Source organism: Bacillus sp. 0209A, from assembly GCF_036765095.1.
In the GTDB taxonomy this organism is placed as follows: Bacteria; Bacillota; Bacilli; order Bacillales; family Bacillaceae; genus Bacillus; species Bacillus subtilis_G.
In genome coordinates this window covers 697,998-713,607 of sequence record NZ_JBAIZV010000002.1, presented here as the reverse complement: position 1 = coordinate 713,607, position 15,610 = coordinate 697,998, and the positions used below count along the sequence as shown (strand labels likewise).

Genomic DNA, 15,610 nt, shown 5'->3' with positions numbered 1-15,610 from the left:
TTCTTTTATCGGTTTAGCTGCGGCGGCTTTCGTCCTCCAAAACATCGGCAGCAGCTAAACCGACAACACGTCCTATGTATATATCAAATAAGTGGGCATTTAACCCATCCTCACGCCCCGCCAGTGACGACCAGCATCTAAGGCAGCAACACCAGCTGCCCACAGCAGAGCCGAGTGCCTCCATTGATACAGGTCAGGAGACATCACCTTTACCATCTATTTAGTAGGAATAGTGTTCCGATTTTTTCATTTTCTTTTTGTTTAAAAGAGCGCCTAACAGCTTTGCGTTGGATTGTTCCAGTGCATCCTTCGCTTTTAGGATGGTATCGGTTTTTGTTTTTCCGCTTAAAACGACGAGCACGCTGCCGTCTGTCTGGTTTGCTAAAATCTGAGCATCCGCAACAGCCAAAAGCGGAGGAGAATCAAAGATGACAAGGCTGTATTGTTTATAGATCTCAGATATTAAATCTCCCATCGCTTTTGAAGACAGCAGTTCAGCCGGATTCGGCGGGGTCGGTCCGCTTGTCAGCACATATAAGTTATCGATCGGCGTCTTTTGCACCGTCTCACTGAGTGAAGCATTACCGACCAGCACATTTGTCAGCCCGGTTACATTCCCAACCTGAAACGTCTGATTGATGGTCGGCTTTCTTAAATCGGCATCCACCAGCAGCACTTTCTTTTCCTGCTGCTGCGCAAAGACAGCCGCAAGATTTGCCGCACTGAACGATTTACCTTCTCCAGGCACAGAGGAGGTGACGAGGATAGACCGCAAGTTGGTCTGAACGGATGAAAACTCAATGTTTGTCCGAATGGTGCGATATTGTTCCGCAACAATTGATTTATTGTGTAAAACGGATATTTGAGCCAAACCACGCCTTGCTTTCTTTTTTCTAAAGATCACTCGCTTCACTCCCCGAAGTGTTTTATCCCGCGATTCCGCCCTTTTTGGACATCAGGGACGGAGCCTAAGCATGGCAATCCGGTTCTCTCGCTGAGCTGCCGTGCGCTTTTGCACGTATCATCGAGAAAATGCAGAAAAAATGCCAGTGTAATGCCGCCCATGACAGCAGCGCCAAAAGCCATGACCATATTTCGCAGCCGGGCCGGCTTTATCATTGGGCTTTCAGAAGCCTTTGCCTCTGATAAAATATGTACGCCTTGTATGTTCAATCTTTTATCTACTTCTTTTTCAAACTTGTTCACTAACGTGTTCGCAATCTCAGCCGCTTCCGCCGGATCGTGGTCCCGGACGGCAACGGTGATAATTTCTGATTCATTTTCACTGCTGGTTATCACTTTTCCTTTCAGCGAGGAAGCCGATTCAGAAAGATGCAATTCCTCCTTGACCTCTTCCATCAAGGCCGTGCTTTTCATGATCGCTTGGAACGTGTTGCTGTACTGAAGATTTCGCTGGATGTCACTGAGATTCGAGTTTTTTTCACCATCTGATTCATGAATCAGCACTTGCGTCGACGCCTGATAGGTCGGTGAAACGACCTTAAATTGCATAAAACCCGTCATAAGGGTGACGCCGATTGTGATGAGCAGGATCAGCACGAATCTGTGTCTGACAATCGCATATAATTCTTTAAAACTCATATTCTCATTCATGTATTCATAGCCTTCGGCTGGCTTCCCGCGCCCCTTTCTGTTAATGATTGGATTATAAAAGAAAAAGATATTATTTAAAAATTGCAAAATAAGCCAATAAGTTCTCTTTAGAGAACAAATTCATGATTTTCCTCTTATTTACTGCACTTCCCTTATTATTTTAAATTTTATAAAGAACGAACAATTCCTTATAATGAACGAAATAACGACAGGAATAGAGGAGAATTTTAATTATGATTGGAAGAATTATCCGTTTGTACCGCAAAAGAAAAGGCTATTCTATAAATCAGCTGGCCGTTGAGTCAGGTGTATCTAAATCCTATTTAAGCAAGATTGAAAGAGGCGTTCATACGAATCCGTCCGTTCAATTTTTAAAGAAAATTTCCGTCACGCTGGAGGTGGAATTAACAGAATTGTTCGACGCGGAAACGATGATGTACGAGAAAATCAGCGGCGGTGAAGAAGAATGGCGCGTGCATCTTGTGCAAGCCGTACAAGCCGGAATGGAAAAGGAAGAACTGTTCACTTTTACGAACATACTAAAGAAAGAACAGCCTGAAACCGCTTCCTACCGAAATCGTAAACTGACGGAATCCAATATAGAGGAATGGAAAACGCTGATGGAGGAAGCAAGAGAAATCGGCTTGACCGTGCAGGAAGTCAAATCCTTTTTCAAAACGATGGGAAGATGAATATCGGCTAAGGGCTGACGTTCGCATGATCAGGGTAAATCTGTTTATAATGGGGTAAAAAGGGAGAGAGAGCGATGTCACATACAACAGTAACAACTTCATACGGGAAAGTAAAAGGCACAACAGAAAACGGCGTACATATATGGAGAGGCATCCCCTATGCCAAGCAGCCTGTCGGACAGTTGCGTTTTAAAGCACCGGAGCCCCCGGATGCGTGGAAGGACGAATTGGACACAACAGCGTACGGCCCGATTTGCCCGCAGCCGCCGGATTTAATGTCACTTTCGTATGCTGAGCCTCCCCGCCAGTCTGAGGATTGTCTGTATCTCAATGTATTCGCGCCTGACACTGAGAATCAAAACCTGCCTGTCATGGTGTGGATTCACGGCGGCGCTTTTTATCTCGGAGCGGGCAGTGAGCCATTATACGATGGATCAAGCCTTGCGGCGCAGGGAGACGTCATTGTCGTTACATTGAATTACCGGCTGGGGCCGTTTGGATTTTTACATTTGTCTTCGTTTGATGAGGCGTATTCCGATAACCTCGGGCTTTTGGACCAAGCCACCGCGCTGAAATGGGTGCGAGACAATATCTCAGCGTTTGGCGGTGATCCGGAGAACGTAACGGTATTTGGAGAATCCGCAGGCGGCATGAGCATTGCCGCGCTGCTCGCTATGCCTGCGGCAAAAGGCCTGTTCCAGAAAGCGATTATGGAAAGCGGCGCTTCCCGAACGATGACGAAAGAGAAAGCGGCAAGCACCGCGGCAGCCTTTTTACAGGTCCTTGAGATTGATGAGAGTCAATTGGACAGATTGCATACGCTATCGGCGGAAGATTTGCTTAAAGCGGCCGATCAGCTTCGGAAAGCAGAAAATGAAAATATCTTTCAGCTGTTCTTCCAGCCCGCCCTTGATCCGAAAACGCTGCCTGCTGAACCAGAAAAAGCGATCGCAGAAGGTGCTGCGGCCGGCATTCCACTGTTAATCGGAACAAATCGCGATGAAGGATATTTATTTTTCACCCCGGATTCAGATGTTCATTCTCAGGAAACGTTTGATGCCGCGCTCGAGTACTTATTAGGACAGCCGCTGGCGGAGAAAGCCGCCGATCTGTATCCGCGTTCGCTTGAAAGCCAAATCCATATGATGACTGATTTATTATTTTGGCGCCCGGCCGTCGCCTATGCCGCCGCCCAGTCCCATTTCGCGCCTGTCTGGATGTACCGATTCGACTGGCACTCGAATAAGCCGCCGTACAATAAAGCGTTTCACGCATTAGAGCTTCCTTTTGTTTTCGGAAATCTGGGCGGCTTAGAACAAATGGCAAAAGCGGAGATTACGGATGAGGTGAAACAACTTTCTCACACCATACAATCAGCATGGATCACGTTCGCCAAAACAGGAAACCCAAGCACTGAGGATGTAAAATGGCCGGCGTATCATGAAGAAACAAGAAAGACGCTGATTTTAGATTCAGAGATTACGATTGAAAACGATCCTGAATCTGATAAAAGGCAAAAACTATTCCTTCCAAAAGGAGAATAAACATGGGGAAAACAGGGTACATTGGTGCTGTCATCGTTGTGGCAGCTTGCATCATCATTTCGTCGGCAGTCGTATTATTGCGGGGCACAGCCTATTACGATCCCTTCCGCTGGACTGGAATCATACTGTTTTTTACGGGAATTGTAATGGTTCCGGCATACGCAGCAAAAAGAAAACCCGGAAAAGAGAAGTAATTTCTCTCTTTCCCGGGTTTTTGTTTTTTACAATTTTCCGGCGCGAATATCGTCTGTCATTCCTTCATAAGGAGCTTTCGAAATCACTTCTTCATTGTCGGCTCCCTCATTTTTCAGAAATGTAATCTCCGCAAATTCAGGTACAACGTATTTCGGATACGTTTCATATTTTTCGCGGGATTCTTTCATAAGATCAATGTGGTCATTTTGATAGCAGACCGTAATTTCAGGGTGTTCATGCACCCATTTCGGGAAGAAAATAATGCCGTGCATGCGTTTTTCATTCGGCATAAAATTTAATGAAACATCTGTGCCTGTCGGTTCTGTCCAAGACACTTTATATACGCCTTCTGTCAGTTTAACAATATTGACTTCCTGATCCCGAACCCAGCGTCCGGCAACCATTCCGCTATGAATTCTATAATCGATGGTATGATCGTTTTTTATATAGATCTCGTATTCCCATCCGTTTTCATAAGTATAAATCATGTGGCTTCCGATAAAGTCTTCCATCTTTCACACTCTCCTTAGTCTTTACTGTACTTCATAAATGTCTAGTCGAACGCAATCAGGGGTTCTTTCTGCGGAACCGATAAACAAGCGGTCATGCAGCCATTGATAAGCTTCACTACCTGTTTCAAATGTCGGCACCGTACGGAAATAAACATGTGCCGGATCAATGATGTCCCCGGCTGCGGCTTGTTTTCGAAACGGCTCGCTGACTTGCCGTATTCCATTGTTTTCAATGTAAATCAGTTCATGATCGGCTGTTTCGATGGCATACCTGGCAGATAAATCTGTTCTGCCGTCAGCGCGAATGATTTGTGAATCGGCACCGCCCGGCAAAATACGCCCTTTTACTTTCCCTGTTATTGTTCCCGAACGAATCGGAATCCATCGTCTCATTCCCAGGCCTGTCTCACCAATGGTGATAGGCGGCTCTACCTTGATTTCTAAAGAGGCGAATAATGTTAAAATCGGCTTCTTCATGAGCACCACCTCACATCCAGAAAATCATGTAACTATTTACATGTTAAATTTAACACTGTTTCTTACAACTGTCAAACAATAGGAACATAAAAAAAGGACTGGTTGAAGACAGTCCTTGTTTGAAGCTAGCTTTGATTGGCAAGATATATGCTGACAGTGCTTTTCGCCAGACACTCAGAGGAATCTATAATCGGAATCTCGCTTTGAACATGATCTAACACCGCATTTAAATCCGTGCAGGCTGAAATGATGATGTCTGCATGCTGGCTGATTTCGGTATATAGCTTCTGCCACAATGCATGTGTATGCATCATATTGTTCGGCTGTTTGATAGCGGCGATGAGCTGATTCACAGCCTGCTGCCAATGATCCTTGTGAACAACTTCTTGCCCGTTTGCCTTCAGCCCTTTTTGGTAGATGCCCGATTGGATGGTTGAATCTGTTCCTAAAACAGCCGCTTTTTTTGCAGTATGCGGAATTTCCTTTACCGTTTCCTTTATGATATGTAACAAAGGAACCGCCAACGCCTGCTGAATCTCTTCATAATACACATGTGCCGTATTACAAGGAAGAGCGATAAAATCAACGCCTGTCTTTTCAAGCTTTACCGCGCCATCGATAATCGCTCTTTTCATCCCGTCATGATCGATGGGACGATCTGCATAGAATGGGGTCGGGCACGAATAAATCATCATGTGTGGAAAGTCGATATCATTTGAAGCCCCATACAGCTTCTGACAGTAATCAATCACCTTATCAATAAACGGCGAGGTTGATTTCGGCCCCATTCCGGCTAATATTCCGATCATCACGTTCATTCCTTTCTCTTTCTAATTCGTACGGACTACTACTTCTTCTGTGCCATCTTCATAGAGGATAAAGCTTTTCGCAACATCATCGCCTAACAAAAATTCGATTTCAACAGACAATGACCGCAAAAAGAAACGGGTTTCCGAGGAAGGAAATAATTCAAGCCTCATCTGTCCTATGATCTGCAAATAAAGCTTTTCATTCTCGGCTGTCACCCGTGCAGCCGTCCCATCCTGAAACGAGTAGCTGCCAACATAGCGGCTGTATATCGCCGGATCAACTTCTTTTTTCTTTTTATCAGCAGGACGTTCCGGGATCTCATACGGCTGGCCAAATAAAATATGTTCCGCCGCCTTCAGAATCGCTTGTTCATATTCCGCATCCTCTTCCTTGTTACTCAAATAGATCAGCGTTTTACGCAGATCTATATACCGGATCATCATCGTCAAATAACCTGGCCACCCACCGCTGTGGCTGACAATCTTCCCTTTTTCAGGACTGTGTTGCAGCACCCAGCCAAAGCCGTAATCGAACGTTTCACCATTGTTCAGCCGCACCGGAGAAAATGCGGCCTCCTTAGAAGTGTTACTAATTAAATCGTCCTGATATAGAGCCTGATCAAATCGAAACAAATCGCTTGTGACAGAGTTCACCGTACCGTCTCCCTGTATGCCATCGAGGTACACAACATAGTTCGTTTCTTCCAGATCATCAGGAAGGACGTACGTTTCGGAATGTACATCATACACGTATCCATATGCATAATGATCCATGTGCTCAGGCCGAAGCCTCCTATTATGCACTTTCGTTTCATTCATGCCGACCGGTGAAAAAATATGTGTTTTCATAAAATCCGAATAGCTCATGCCGGAGGCTTTTTCCATGATAACCGCCAACAGCACATACCCCGTATTGCTGTACTGCCAGCCTTCGTTCGGCTCAAAATAACCAGGCAGCCCCTCATTCATCAGCATATCCACAATATCCTGATTCACCGCAATCTTGTGTTTGTCCCAATTGGCAAGAAACCATTCAAAATAATCAGGCAGCCCTGACGTATGGTTCAATAAATGTCGAATCGTGACGCCCTGATATGGAAAACCCGGCAGCCAGCGCTCGACTTTGTCTTCATATCCAAGAATTCCTTTCTCCTCGAGCAATATGATCCCTAAAGCTGTAAAAGGCTTTGACAGAGACGCTAACTCAAACAAAGAGCTGGTTTGCAAAGGGCTTTTTTCCGCCAGTTCCGCATAACCGAAAGAGTGATGATATAAAATATCGCCATCCTCCGCAGCCAGAACCGTCCCGTTGAACTGTTGTTTTTCCGCCAACACAGAGAATAATGTGCCAAGATGTTTCCTTTTTTCTTGCTTCATTTTTACACCTCCCTTAATACCTACGATATTTACCCTTCTATGTTTCAAAAATTTGAAAAATATGAGAGAAAGAGTGATAATGGCCTGTATCCTGAATCCGTTTCACAATCGCTTCCGCAAACCCTGAAGTCGAAGCCCCCGAATTCAACGGTTGCGAAAAGACCCTTTGACATCTGACCCGTGCGACCAGTCTCTAAAACAGCCGATCTCCCAGAAAAGAAAAGAGCTTTCACCACATTGTTATAGAGAATCCCCCTGACTTTCCGTAACACCCATTAGTCTATTCGACTCATATCCGCGAAGGTCTTTTTTCATTTTCTATCAAACAAAAGAGGAAAATAGACCCGTTGTAATCTAAACGAGAGTTTAATAGAATGATGTCGAAAAGTAAATCACGCAGGTTTGTTACTGATAAAGCAGGCAAGACCTAAAATGTGTAAAGGGCAAAGTATATTCTTTGGCGTCACCCCTTACATATTTTAGGTCTTTTTTTATTGTGCGTAACTGACTTGCCATCTTCAAACAGGAGGGCCGGGAGAAGCAAACCGCTAACACAGTACATAAAAAAGGAGACATGAACGATGAACATCAAAAAGTTTGCAAAACAAGCGACAGCATTAACCTTTACAACTGCACTGCTGGCAGGAGGCGCGACTCAAGCGTTTGCGAAAGAAACGAACCATAAACCGCATAAGGAAACGTACGGCATTACCCATATTACACGCCATGATATGCTGAAAATCCCTGAACAGCAAAAAAATGAAAAATATCAAGTGCCTGAATTCGATCCATCCACAATTAAAAATATCTCTTCTGCAAAAGGCCTGGACGTTTGGGACAGCTGGCCATTGCAAAACGCTGACGGCACAGTCGCAAACTATCACGGCTACCACATCGTCTTTGCATTAGCCGGAGACCCTAAAAATGCGGATGACACATCCATTTACATGTTCTATCAAAAAGTCGGCGAAACGTCTATCGACAGCTGGAAAAACGCGGGCCGCGTCTTTAAAGACAGCGACAAATTCGATGCAAATGATTCTATCCTGAAAGACCAAACACAAGAATGGTCAGGTTCAGCGACATTCACATCTGACGGTCACATTCGTTTGTTCTACACTGATTTCTCCGGTAAACATTACGGCAAACAAACCCTGACAACGGCACAGGTTAACGTATCAACGTCAGACAGCTCTCTGAACATCGACGGTGTAGAGGATTATAAATCAATCTTTGATGGTGACGGCAAAACGTATCAAAATGTACAGCAGTTCATCGATGAAGGCAACTACAGCTCCGGCGATAACCACACGCTGAGAGATCCTCACTACGTAGAAGATAAAGGCCGCAAATACTTAGTATTTGAAGCGAACACTGGTACTGAAAACGGCTACCAAGGCGAAGAATCTTTATTTAATAAAGCATACTACGGCAAAAGCACATCATTCTTCCGTCAAGAAAGCAAAAAGCTTCTGCAAAGCGATAAAAAACGCACGGCTGAATTAGCGAACGGCGCACTCGGCATGATCGAGCTAAACGATGACTACACACTGAAAAAAGTGATGAAACCACTGCTTGCATCTAACACAGTTACAGATGAAATTGAACGCGCGAATGTCTTTAAAATGAATGGAAAATGGTACCTATTCACTGACTCCCGCGGATCAAAAATGACAATTGACGGCATTACATCTAATGACATTTACATGCTCGGTTATGTTTCTAATTCCTTAACCGGCCCATACAAGCCGCTGAACAAAACAGGCCTTGTGTTAAAAATGGATCTTGATCCTAACGATGTGACCTTTACTTATTCACACTTCGCTGTGCCTCAAGCTAAAGGAAACAATGTCGTCATTACAAGCTACATGACAAACAGAGGCTTCTTTGCAGACAAAAAAGCAACGTTTGCGCCAAGCTTCCTATTAAACATCAAAGGCAAGAAAACATCTGTTGTAAAAGACAGCATCCTTGAACAAGGGCAATTAACAGTTAACAAATAAAGACGCAAAAGAAAATGCCGATATCTTATTGGCATTTTCTTTTATTTCTTATCAACATCATAAAGGTGAATCCCAGATGAACTATAAAAAAACAGGCAAATGGCTAACAGTAATCCTGAGCTTTTTAGGAATATTGCTGTTTATCAACCTATTGCCAAACGAAGAACCTGTCAACAAAACAAAATCAACACAGAAGCCGGACTACCGGGCGGCCTATCATTTTACGACGCCGGATAAATGGAAAAATGATCCCCAAAAACCGGTCTATTTTGAGGGCAAGTATCATTATTTCTACCTTTATAACCGGGATTACCCAAACGGGAACGGCACAGAATGGCGCCATGCCGTATCAGAGGACTTGGTGCACTGGACCGATGAAGGCGTGGCGATCCCGAAATACACAAACCCAGACGGGGACATTTGGACCGGTTCTGTCGTGCTCGATAAAGAAAACACAGCCGGATTCGGGAGAAACGCGCTCGTCGCAATCGTGACCCAGCCTTCAGCCAAAGATAAAAAACAGGAGCAACATTTGTGGTACAGCACAGACAAAGGAAAATCATTTAAGTCCTATAGTGATAATCCCGTTATGCCTAATCCCGGCACAGACGATTTCAGAGACCCGAAAGTCATATGGGATGACCAGAATAACAAATGGGTCATAGCCATGGCTGAAGGAACAAAAATCGGCTTTTATGAATCCGATAATCTAAAGGACTGGCATTACACAAGCGGATTCTTAACGGAGCAGGCGGGAATTGTGGAATGTCCTGACCTCTACATGATGCGGGCAAGCGATGGAACGACTAAATGGGTTCTCGGCGCGAGCGCGAACGGCAAACCGTGGGGCAAACCAAATACGTACGCCTACTGGACCGGAAGCTTTGACGGAAAAGAATTTACAGCGGATCAAACCGAAGCCCAATGGCTTGACTACGGCTTTGACTGGTACGGCGGCGTGACGTTCGAAGACGGCAAAAGCACAGATCCATTAGAAAAGCGGTATGCACTTGCCTGGATGAACAATTGGGATTACGCCAACAACACACCGACAATGAAGAACGGCTTTAACGGCACAGATTCTGTCATACGCGAACTCCGGCTGCAGGAGCAGGACGGCACATACAGCCTCGTCTCACAGCCGACCGAAGCTTTGGAGCAGCTGACCGTTTCAACTGACAAAGTAGAGGATCAAGATGTGAGCGGATCAAAAACACTGTCGATCACTGGTGATACGTACCAGCTTGATATGGATCTTTCTTGGTCAGAGCTAAAGAACGCAGGCGTCAGACTGAGAGAATCGAAAGACCAAAAACGCCATATTGATGTCGGCATTTTCGCCGAAGACGGCTATGCATATGTCAACAGAGCGGCTACAAATCAGCCTGACAAAAGCAACACCTATGTTGAAAGCAAGGCTCCCTTCGATGTAAGCAAACAGAAGGCCCATTTGAAAATTCTCGCCGATAAAACAACGATAGAAGTATTTGTCGGCGACGGGAAAACCGTTTTTTCAAATCAAGTGTTTCCAAAACCCGAAGATAAAGGCATTACCCTTTATTCTGAAGGCGGCACAGCCTCATTTAAAAATATAACGGTGAAACACTTCGATACGATTCATGAATAAAAAACAGATGCAGCGCAGGCTGCATCTGTTTTTTATTAGAGCGGTATTCTCTGTTGCATATTGGGCATTGTAAGGAATATAAGGCTGGTTGCTAAGGAGGAAGCGGATGTCTAAACAAGGAAATTTTCAAAAATCAATGTCGCTGTTTGATCTGATTCTGATTGGGATGGGAGCCATCTTTGGATCAGCGTGGCTGTTCGCTGTCAGTAATGTCGCATCTAAAGCGGGACCCTCCGGCGCTTTTTCCTGGATCATCGGCGGAGCCATCATTCTGTTAATTGGGCTCGTGTACGCGGAGCTTGGAGCTGCCCTGCCCCGTACCGGAGGCATCATTCGATACCCCGTTTATTCACATGGGCACCTTGTCGGCTATTTAATTTCATTTGTCACAATCGTCGCTTACACAAGCCTGATTTCGATTGAAGTCACGGCAGTCCGGCAATACGTGGCCTATTGGTTTCCCGGCCTGACCAAAGAAGGCTCTGATTCACCGACCATTGCCGGCTGGCTCTTACAGTTTGCCTTGCTCTGCTTGTTTTTCCTGCTGAATTATTGGAGCGTCAAAACATTCGCTAAGGCAAATTTCATCATATCGATTTTTAAATATATTGTACCGATTACCATCATTATCGTGCTGATCTTTCATTTTAACCCGCAGAATTTATCTGTTGAAGGATTTGCGCCGTTCGGTTTTACAGGTATTCAGGCTGCGATATCGACAGGCGGCGTAATGTTTGCATATCTTGGCCTGCACCCGATTGTGGCTGTTGCAGGCGAAGTGCGAAATCCAAAACGCAACATCCCGATCGCTTTAATCGTTTGCATCATTGTTTCCACCATCATTTACACTGTTTTGCAAGTCACCTTTATTGGTGCAATTCCGACAGAAACGCTTAAAAATGGCTGGCCCGCAATCGGACGGGAGTTCTCATTGCCGTTTAAAGATATTGCGGTCATGCTCGGTTTAGGCTGGCTTGCAACGCTTGTCATTTTAGACGCCATTCTGTCTCCGGGAGGAAACGGGAATATTTTTATGAATACGACATCTCGCCTCGTCTACGCCTGGGCGCGGAACGGCACATTATTTGGCATATTTTCAAAGGTCAATAAAGAAACGGGAACCCCCCGTGCTTCACTCTGGCTTTCATTTGCCTTGTCCATTTTCTGGACGCTCCCCTTCCCTTCGTGGAACGCACTCGTCAATGTCTGTTCTGTAGCGCTCATCCTTTCTTATGCGATTGCACCCATTTGTTCAGCAGCGCTGAGGGTCAATGCGAAGGATTTAAACAGGCCGTTTTATTTAAAAGGGATGGGTATTATCGGGCCGCTTTCCTTTATTTTCACGGCGTTTATCGTTTACTGGTCAGGATGGACGACCGTTTCCTGGCTGCTCGGTTCACAGCTCATCATGTTTTTGGTCTATCTCTGTTTCAGCAAATATGCGCCTCAAGAAGATGTCAGTCTGGCCCAGCAGCTGAAATCAGCTTGGTGGCTTATCGGGTTTTATATCATGATGCTGGTCTTTTCCTACATCGGTTCTTTCGGACATGGTTTAGGCATCATCAGCAATCCCGTCGACCTTATTTTGGTCGCCATCGGCTCACTTGCGATTTACTACTGGGCAAAGTATACCGGGCTCCCGAAAGCCGCTATTGATTATGATAAATAAAGAAGCAAGAGGTTTTCTTGCTTCTTTATTCTTTACAAACGCACATACCCGAGATAAAATGAATGATAGTCAGTCATTACAGGAGGTATTCCTTATGCCAAAACAAACTTCGGGCAAATATGAAAAAATTCTGCACGCTGCCATTGACGTTATATCTGAAAAAGGTCTCGACAAAGCCTCTATTTCTGATATTGTCAAAAAGGCCGGCACTGCACAAGGAACGTTCTATTTGTACTTCTCATCTAAAAACGCCCTGATTCCGGCAATCGCAGAAAATCTGCTTACCCATACGCTGGATCAAATCAAAGGAAGACTGCATGGAGACGAAGGTTTTTGGACCGTTTTAGATATATTAATTGATGAGACATTTCTCATTACAGAACGCCATAAGGATATTATCGTCCTCTGTTACTCCGGGCTTGCGATCGACCACTCCATGGAAAAATGGGAGACGATTTATCAGCCTTATTATTCCTGGCTCGAAAAAATCATTCATAAGGCGATTGAAAGCCGCGAGGTAACTGAAGAAATCAAAGCAAAATGGACGGCCAGAACGATTATTAACTTGGTCGAGAACACAGCAGAACGATTCTATATCGGGTTTGAACAAGATGAAAATGTTGAAGTGTATAAAAAAGAAATCTTTACTTTCTTAAAACGAAGCTTAGCTGCAGCGTAAAAAATGACTGGGTAAAACCGCTCATTTTTTAACGCCTCAAAAATGACTGACGTTCATTCATAAAAATAGAGAGGTGTTTCATTTGAATTGGGTGCTTGTTTTCATTGCAGGGCTTTTAGAAGTTGTTTGGGCCTCTTCCCTCAAACATGCCGATTCGCTTTTGGATTGGATCATTATTTTTATTTTGATCGCGGTCAGCTTTATCCTGTTAATCCGCTCTTACCAAAAAATCCCGATGGCCGCGGCGTACACTGTATTTGTCGGAATCGGAACCGTCGGAACATATATCACCGGAATTGTTTTGGGCGAATCCTTCTCAGCAGCCCAAATGTTCTTTTTAGCTTTATTGCTGGCCGGCATTTTAGGAATGAAGCTATTCACGAAAGAAAGCAAAACGCAATCGGGAGGTGACTCGTAATGGCATGGTTTTTATTAGTGATTGCCGGCATAGAAGAAATTATAGCTGCCGTTGCCATGAAATATATTGACGGAACAAGAAAAAAATGGCCGATTATTGTGATGACTGTTGGATTTGGCTTATCCTTTTACTGCCTTTCACAAGCGATGCTGATCCTGCCTGCCGGCGTCGCTTATGCCGTCTGGACCGGCATTGGCAGCATTGGCGTTTCGGCGGTCGGCTTTGTCTGGTTTAAGGAGCGGTTTCAGCTTTCACAAGTGATTTCTCTTTGCCTTATCCTCGCTGGCGTCATCGGCCTGCGTCTTACGGCTTCATCATAAGATAAGGGCACATACAGCTGTATATGCCCTTGCCATTAAGCTTCGTCTTGATGGTTGTGAAGATGAAGCGGCGGCGGGATGAGCCAGCCTTTGTTTTTTAGCAGCCTTAAGTATTTTGCTCCCATTGCCGCTTTCGATAAATGGAATTGCCCAAACATCATGGCAATATCCTCACGAATTGACTCACCCATAATTTTGCTGCATGCCATAAGGCCTGCAGCATTTTGCGCTGCCGCAGAGACCGCCACATCCGGATCGAGAAACCGCGCACCCGTCGGAATATCTTTAAGATCCGCTGCCGGCGGTTCAGGAGAAGCCGGCGGGAGCGCCACACCGTTTTCCTTCAGGATGCTGCTGACTTGTTTCATTTCATCCTGGCACTTCTCAATGGCCTCATGAAGCAGCTTTTTCAAATCGTCATCACCGACATGATGCAATAACATCTGGTAATTGCCGACCATTTTATTGCCTGCCATTACATAACTCCACAAGCTGAAAACCTCACCGTAATGCATCGGTTCCTCTTGCGGATTTCCGCTTAAAATACCCAATTTCATCCTCCTTGTAAATTCAATATCGCACATTTCATAAAGTGCCCGGCAGGAGGAAAATTTATGTTCCGATGAGAAAAGATTTTTAACATAAAACAAAAAAGACAAGAGCGGCAAAGTGCCAAACCCTTGTCTTTCCTGTTGTTCTATTGGACGCGCTCGGAGGGATTCGAACCCCCGACAGACGTGGTACCGGAAACCACCGCTCTATCCAACTGAGCTACGAGCGCATATTCACTGCGTGATGAGAACGTCAGCACAACTCATTATACGATAATTCCCTTCAAATAACAACCCTCTATTTCAAGAGGCCGTTTTTCACATCTAACACATCATCTTATTTGGCAATCTGACATACGATGGTTTGAACCCATATAAATTTGGGGAAAATGGGAAAAAGAGAAGACTTTGCGTGTCAAGCCAGCTTTTTGTTTGACCTTTATTGACCAAAAATGTATCATGTAACTACATACTTACCTAAAAGGTGAAGGAGGAGCATTATGAATTTAATACCTACAGTCATTGAACAAACGAACCGCGGGGAAAGAGCGTATGACATTTATTCTCGTCTATTAAAGGATCGTATCATCATGCTTGGATCTGCGATTGATGACAACGTTGCGAACTCCATCGTGTCACAGCTTTTATTCTTAGAAGCGGAAGACCCTGAAAAAGATATTTCTATTTACATCAACAGCCCGGGCGGCTCTATTACAGCCGGTATGGCGATCTATGATACCATGCAGTTTATTAAGCCGAAAGTATCTACCATTTGTATCGGTATGGCTGCATCAATGGGCGCGTTCCTGCTTGCTGCCGGCGAAAAAGGCAAACGCTATGCGCTTCCAAACAGTGAAGTCATGATTCACCAGCCGCTTGGCGGTGCGCAAGGCCAGGCGACAGAAATTGAAATTGCCGCGAAACGCATTCTCTTGCTTCGTGACAAATTAAACAAAGTTCTTGCTGAACGTACCGGCCAGCCGCTTGAAGTAATCGAACGCGACACAGACCGCGATAACTTCAAGTCTGCTGAAGAAGCGCTTGAATACGGCCTGATTGATAAAATTCTGACTCGCAACACAGAAGAGCAAAAGTAATACTGTAACCTGCAAGAGCTATGTCT

Annotated in this window: 18 protein-coding genes and 1 tRNA gene; 10 read left to right on the top strand and 9 right to left on the bottom strand. The window is 44.9% G+C overall.

Translation table 11 applies throughout. From position 1 onward, the window contains the following. Nucleotides 1-13: 13 nt before the first annotated feature. From V6D44_RS08800 to V6D44_RS08790, 3 genes are read right to left on the bottom strand one after another with little or no spacing between them, the layout of a single operon-like run. Nucleotides 14-163 carry a hypothetical protein gene (locus V6D44_RS08800; protein ID WP_176365312.1) on the bottom strand — a complete coding sequence of 50 codons (150 nt, stop codon included), beginning with the start codon at nt 161-163 and terminating at the stop codon, nt 14-16. A 57-nt stretch (nt 164-220) separates the two neighbouring features. Beyond that, complete coding sequence (epsB, locus tag V6D44_RS08795; protein ID WP_087993517.1) at nt 221-904, bottom strand: protein tyrosine kinase EpsB; 684 nt, start codon at nt 902-904, stop codon at nt 221-223. Nucleotides 905-909: 5 nt separating this feature from the next. Further along, nucleotides 910-1,614 carry a YveK family protein gene (locus tag V6D44_RS08790; RefSeq protein ID WP_087993536.1) on the bottom strand — a complete coding sequence of 235 codons (705 nt, stop codon included), beginning with the start codon at nt 1,612-1,614 and terminating at the stop codon, nt 910-912. 233 nt (nt 1,615-1,847) lie between these two features. Here V6D44_RS08790 and slrR point away from each other — a divergent pair, with 233 nt between their 5' ends. The 3 genes from slrR to V6D44_RS08775 all read left to right on the top strand — a co-directional run bounded on the left by slrR (nt 1,848) and on the right by V6D44_RS08775 (nt 4,044). Next, a complete protein-coding gene (gene slrR / locus V6D44_RS08785) occupies nt 1,848-2,306 on the top strand; it encodes an HTH-type transcriptional regulator SlrR (protein ID WP_087993518.1) in 459 nt (152 codons plus the stop codon). Nucleotides 2,307-2,380: 74 nt separating this feature from the next. Beyond that, nucleotides 2,381-3,850 (top strand): carboxylesterase/lipase family protein, encoded by a 1,470-nt coding sequence (locus V6D44_RS08780; RefSeq protein WP_087993519.1) that lies wholly within the window; start codon nt 2,381-2,383, stop codon nt 3,848-3,850. Between the two features lie 2 nt (nt 3,851-3,852). After that, complete coding sequence (locus V6D44_RS08775; protein WP_087993520.1) at nt 3,853-4,044, top strand: hypothetical protein; 192 nt, start codon at nt 3,853-3,855, stop codon at nt 4,042-4,044. A 27-nt stretch (nt 4,045-4,071) separates the two neighbouring features. Here V6D44_RS08775 and padC read toward each other — a convergent pair whose 3' ends face one another. The 4 genes from padC to V6D44_RS08755 form a co-directional block, all read right to left on the bottom strand. Beyond that, nucleotides 4,072-4,557 carry a phenolic acid decarboxylase gene (gene padC, locus V6D44_RS08770; protein WP_087993521.1) on the bottom strand — a complete coding sequence of 162 codons (486 nt, stop codon included), beginning with the start codon at nt 4,555-4,557 and terminating at the stop codon, nt 4,072-4,074. A 21-nt stretch (nt 4,558-4,578) separates the two neighbouring features. Further along, on the bottom strand, nt 4,579-5,034 hold the full coding sequence (locus V6D44_RS08765; RefSeq protein WP_087993522.1) for a DUF3237 domain-containing protein: 456 nt from the start codon (nt 5,032-5,034) through the stop codon (nt 4,579-4,581). 125 nt (nt 5,035-5,159) lie between these two features. Continuing rightward, entirely contained in the window at nt 5,160-5,843 is a 684-nt protein-coding gene (locus V6D44_RS08760; RefSeq protein ID WP_087993537.1) for an aspartate/glutamate racemase family protein, read from the bottom strand. Between the two features lie 21 nt (nt 5,844-5,864). Beyond that, nucleotides 5,865-7,220 (bottom strand): serine hydrolase, encoded by a 1,356-nt coding sequence (locus V6D44_RS08755; protein WP_202327996.1) that lies wholly within the window; start codon nt 7,218-7,220, stop codon nt 5,865-5,867. Nucleotides 7,221-7,801: 581 nt separating this feature from the next. Between V6D44_RS08755 and sacB the strand changes: the two genes are divergently transcribed. The 6 genes from sacB (at nt 7,802) to V6D44_RS08725 (ending at nt 13,936) form a co-directional block, all read left to right on the top strand. Continuing rightward, nucleotides 7,802-9,223: a levansucrase gene (gene sacB / locus V6D44_RS08750; RefSeq protein ID WP_202327995.1), complete on the top strand. Its 1,422-nt coding sequence runs from the start codon at nt 7,802-7,804 to the stop codon at nt 9,221-9,223. Nucleotides 9,224-9,299: 76 nt separating this feature from the next. Further along, the gene (locus V6D44_RS08745) at nt 9,300-10,850 is read left to right on the top strand and encodes a glycoside hydrolase family 32 protein (protein ID WP_087993524.1); all 1,551 of its coding nucleotides are present in this window, start codon (nt 9,300-9,302) and stop codon (nt 10,848-10,850) included. A 106-nt stretch (nt 10,851-10,956) separates the two neighbouring features. Beyond that, nucleotides 10,957-12,519, top strand: a complete 1,563-nt coding sequence (aspP, locus tag V6D44_RS08740) for an aspartate/proton symporter AspP (RefSeq protein ID WP_087993525.1) — start codon at nt 10,957-10,959, stop codon at nt 12,517-12,519. Nucleotides 12,520-12,613: 94 nt separating this feature from the next. Next, nucleotides 12,614-13,198: a TetR family transcriptional regulator gene (locus tag V6D44_RS08735; protein WP_202327994.1), complete on the top strand. Its 585-nt coding sequence runs from the start codon at nt 12,614-12,616 to the stop codon at nt 13,196-13,198. 82 nt (nt 13,199-13,280) lie between these two features. After that, nucleotides 13,281-13,616: a DMT family transporter gene (locus V6D44_RS08730; RefSeq protein ID WP_202327993.1), complete on the top strand. Its 336-nt coding sequence runs from the start codon at nt 13,281-13,283 to the stop codon at nt 13,614-13,616. After that, nucleotides 13,616-13,936, top strand: a complete 321-nt coding sequence (locus V6D44_RS08725) for a DMT family transporter (RefSeq protein ID WP_087993528.1) — start codon at nt 13,616-13,618, stop codon at nt 13,934-13,936. The genes V6D44_RS08730 and V6D44_RS08725 overlap by 1 nt, the downstream gene beginning before the upstream one ends. A gap of 35 nt (nt 13,937-13,971) precedes the next feature. Here V6D44_RS08725 and V6D44_RS08720 read toward each other — a convergent pair whose 3' ends face one another. Both V6D44_RS08720 and V6D44_RS08715 read right to left on the bottom strand, forming a co-directional pair. After that, on the bottom strand, nt 13,972-14,487 hold the full coding sequence (locus tag V6D44_RS08720) for a DUF3231 family protein (RefSeq protein ID WP_087993529.1): 516 nt from the start codon (nt 14,485-14,487) through the stop codon (nt 13,972-13,974). A gap of 154 nt (nt 14,488-14,641) precedes the next feature. After that, a tRNA-Arg gene (locus V6D44_RS08715) sits at nt 14,642-14,717 on the bottom strand. 270 nt (nt 14,718-14,987) lie between these two features. Here V6D44_RS08715 and clpP point away from each other — a divergent pair. Continuing rightward, complete coding sequence (gene clpP / locus V6D44_RS08710; RefSeq protein WP_003219849.1) at nt 14,988-15,584, top strand: ATP-dependent Clp endopeptidase proteolytic subunit ClpP; 597 nt, start codon at nt 14,988-14,990, stop codon at nt 15,582-15,584. The last annotated feature ends 26 nt before the right edge of the window (nt 15,585-15,610 follow it).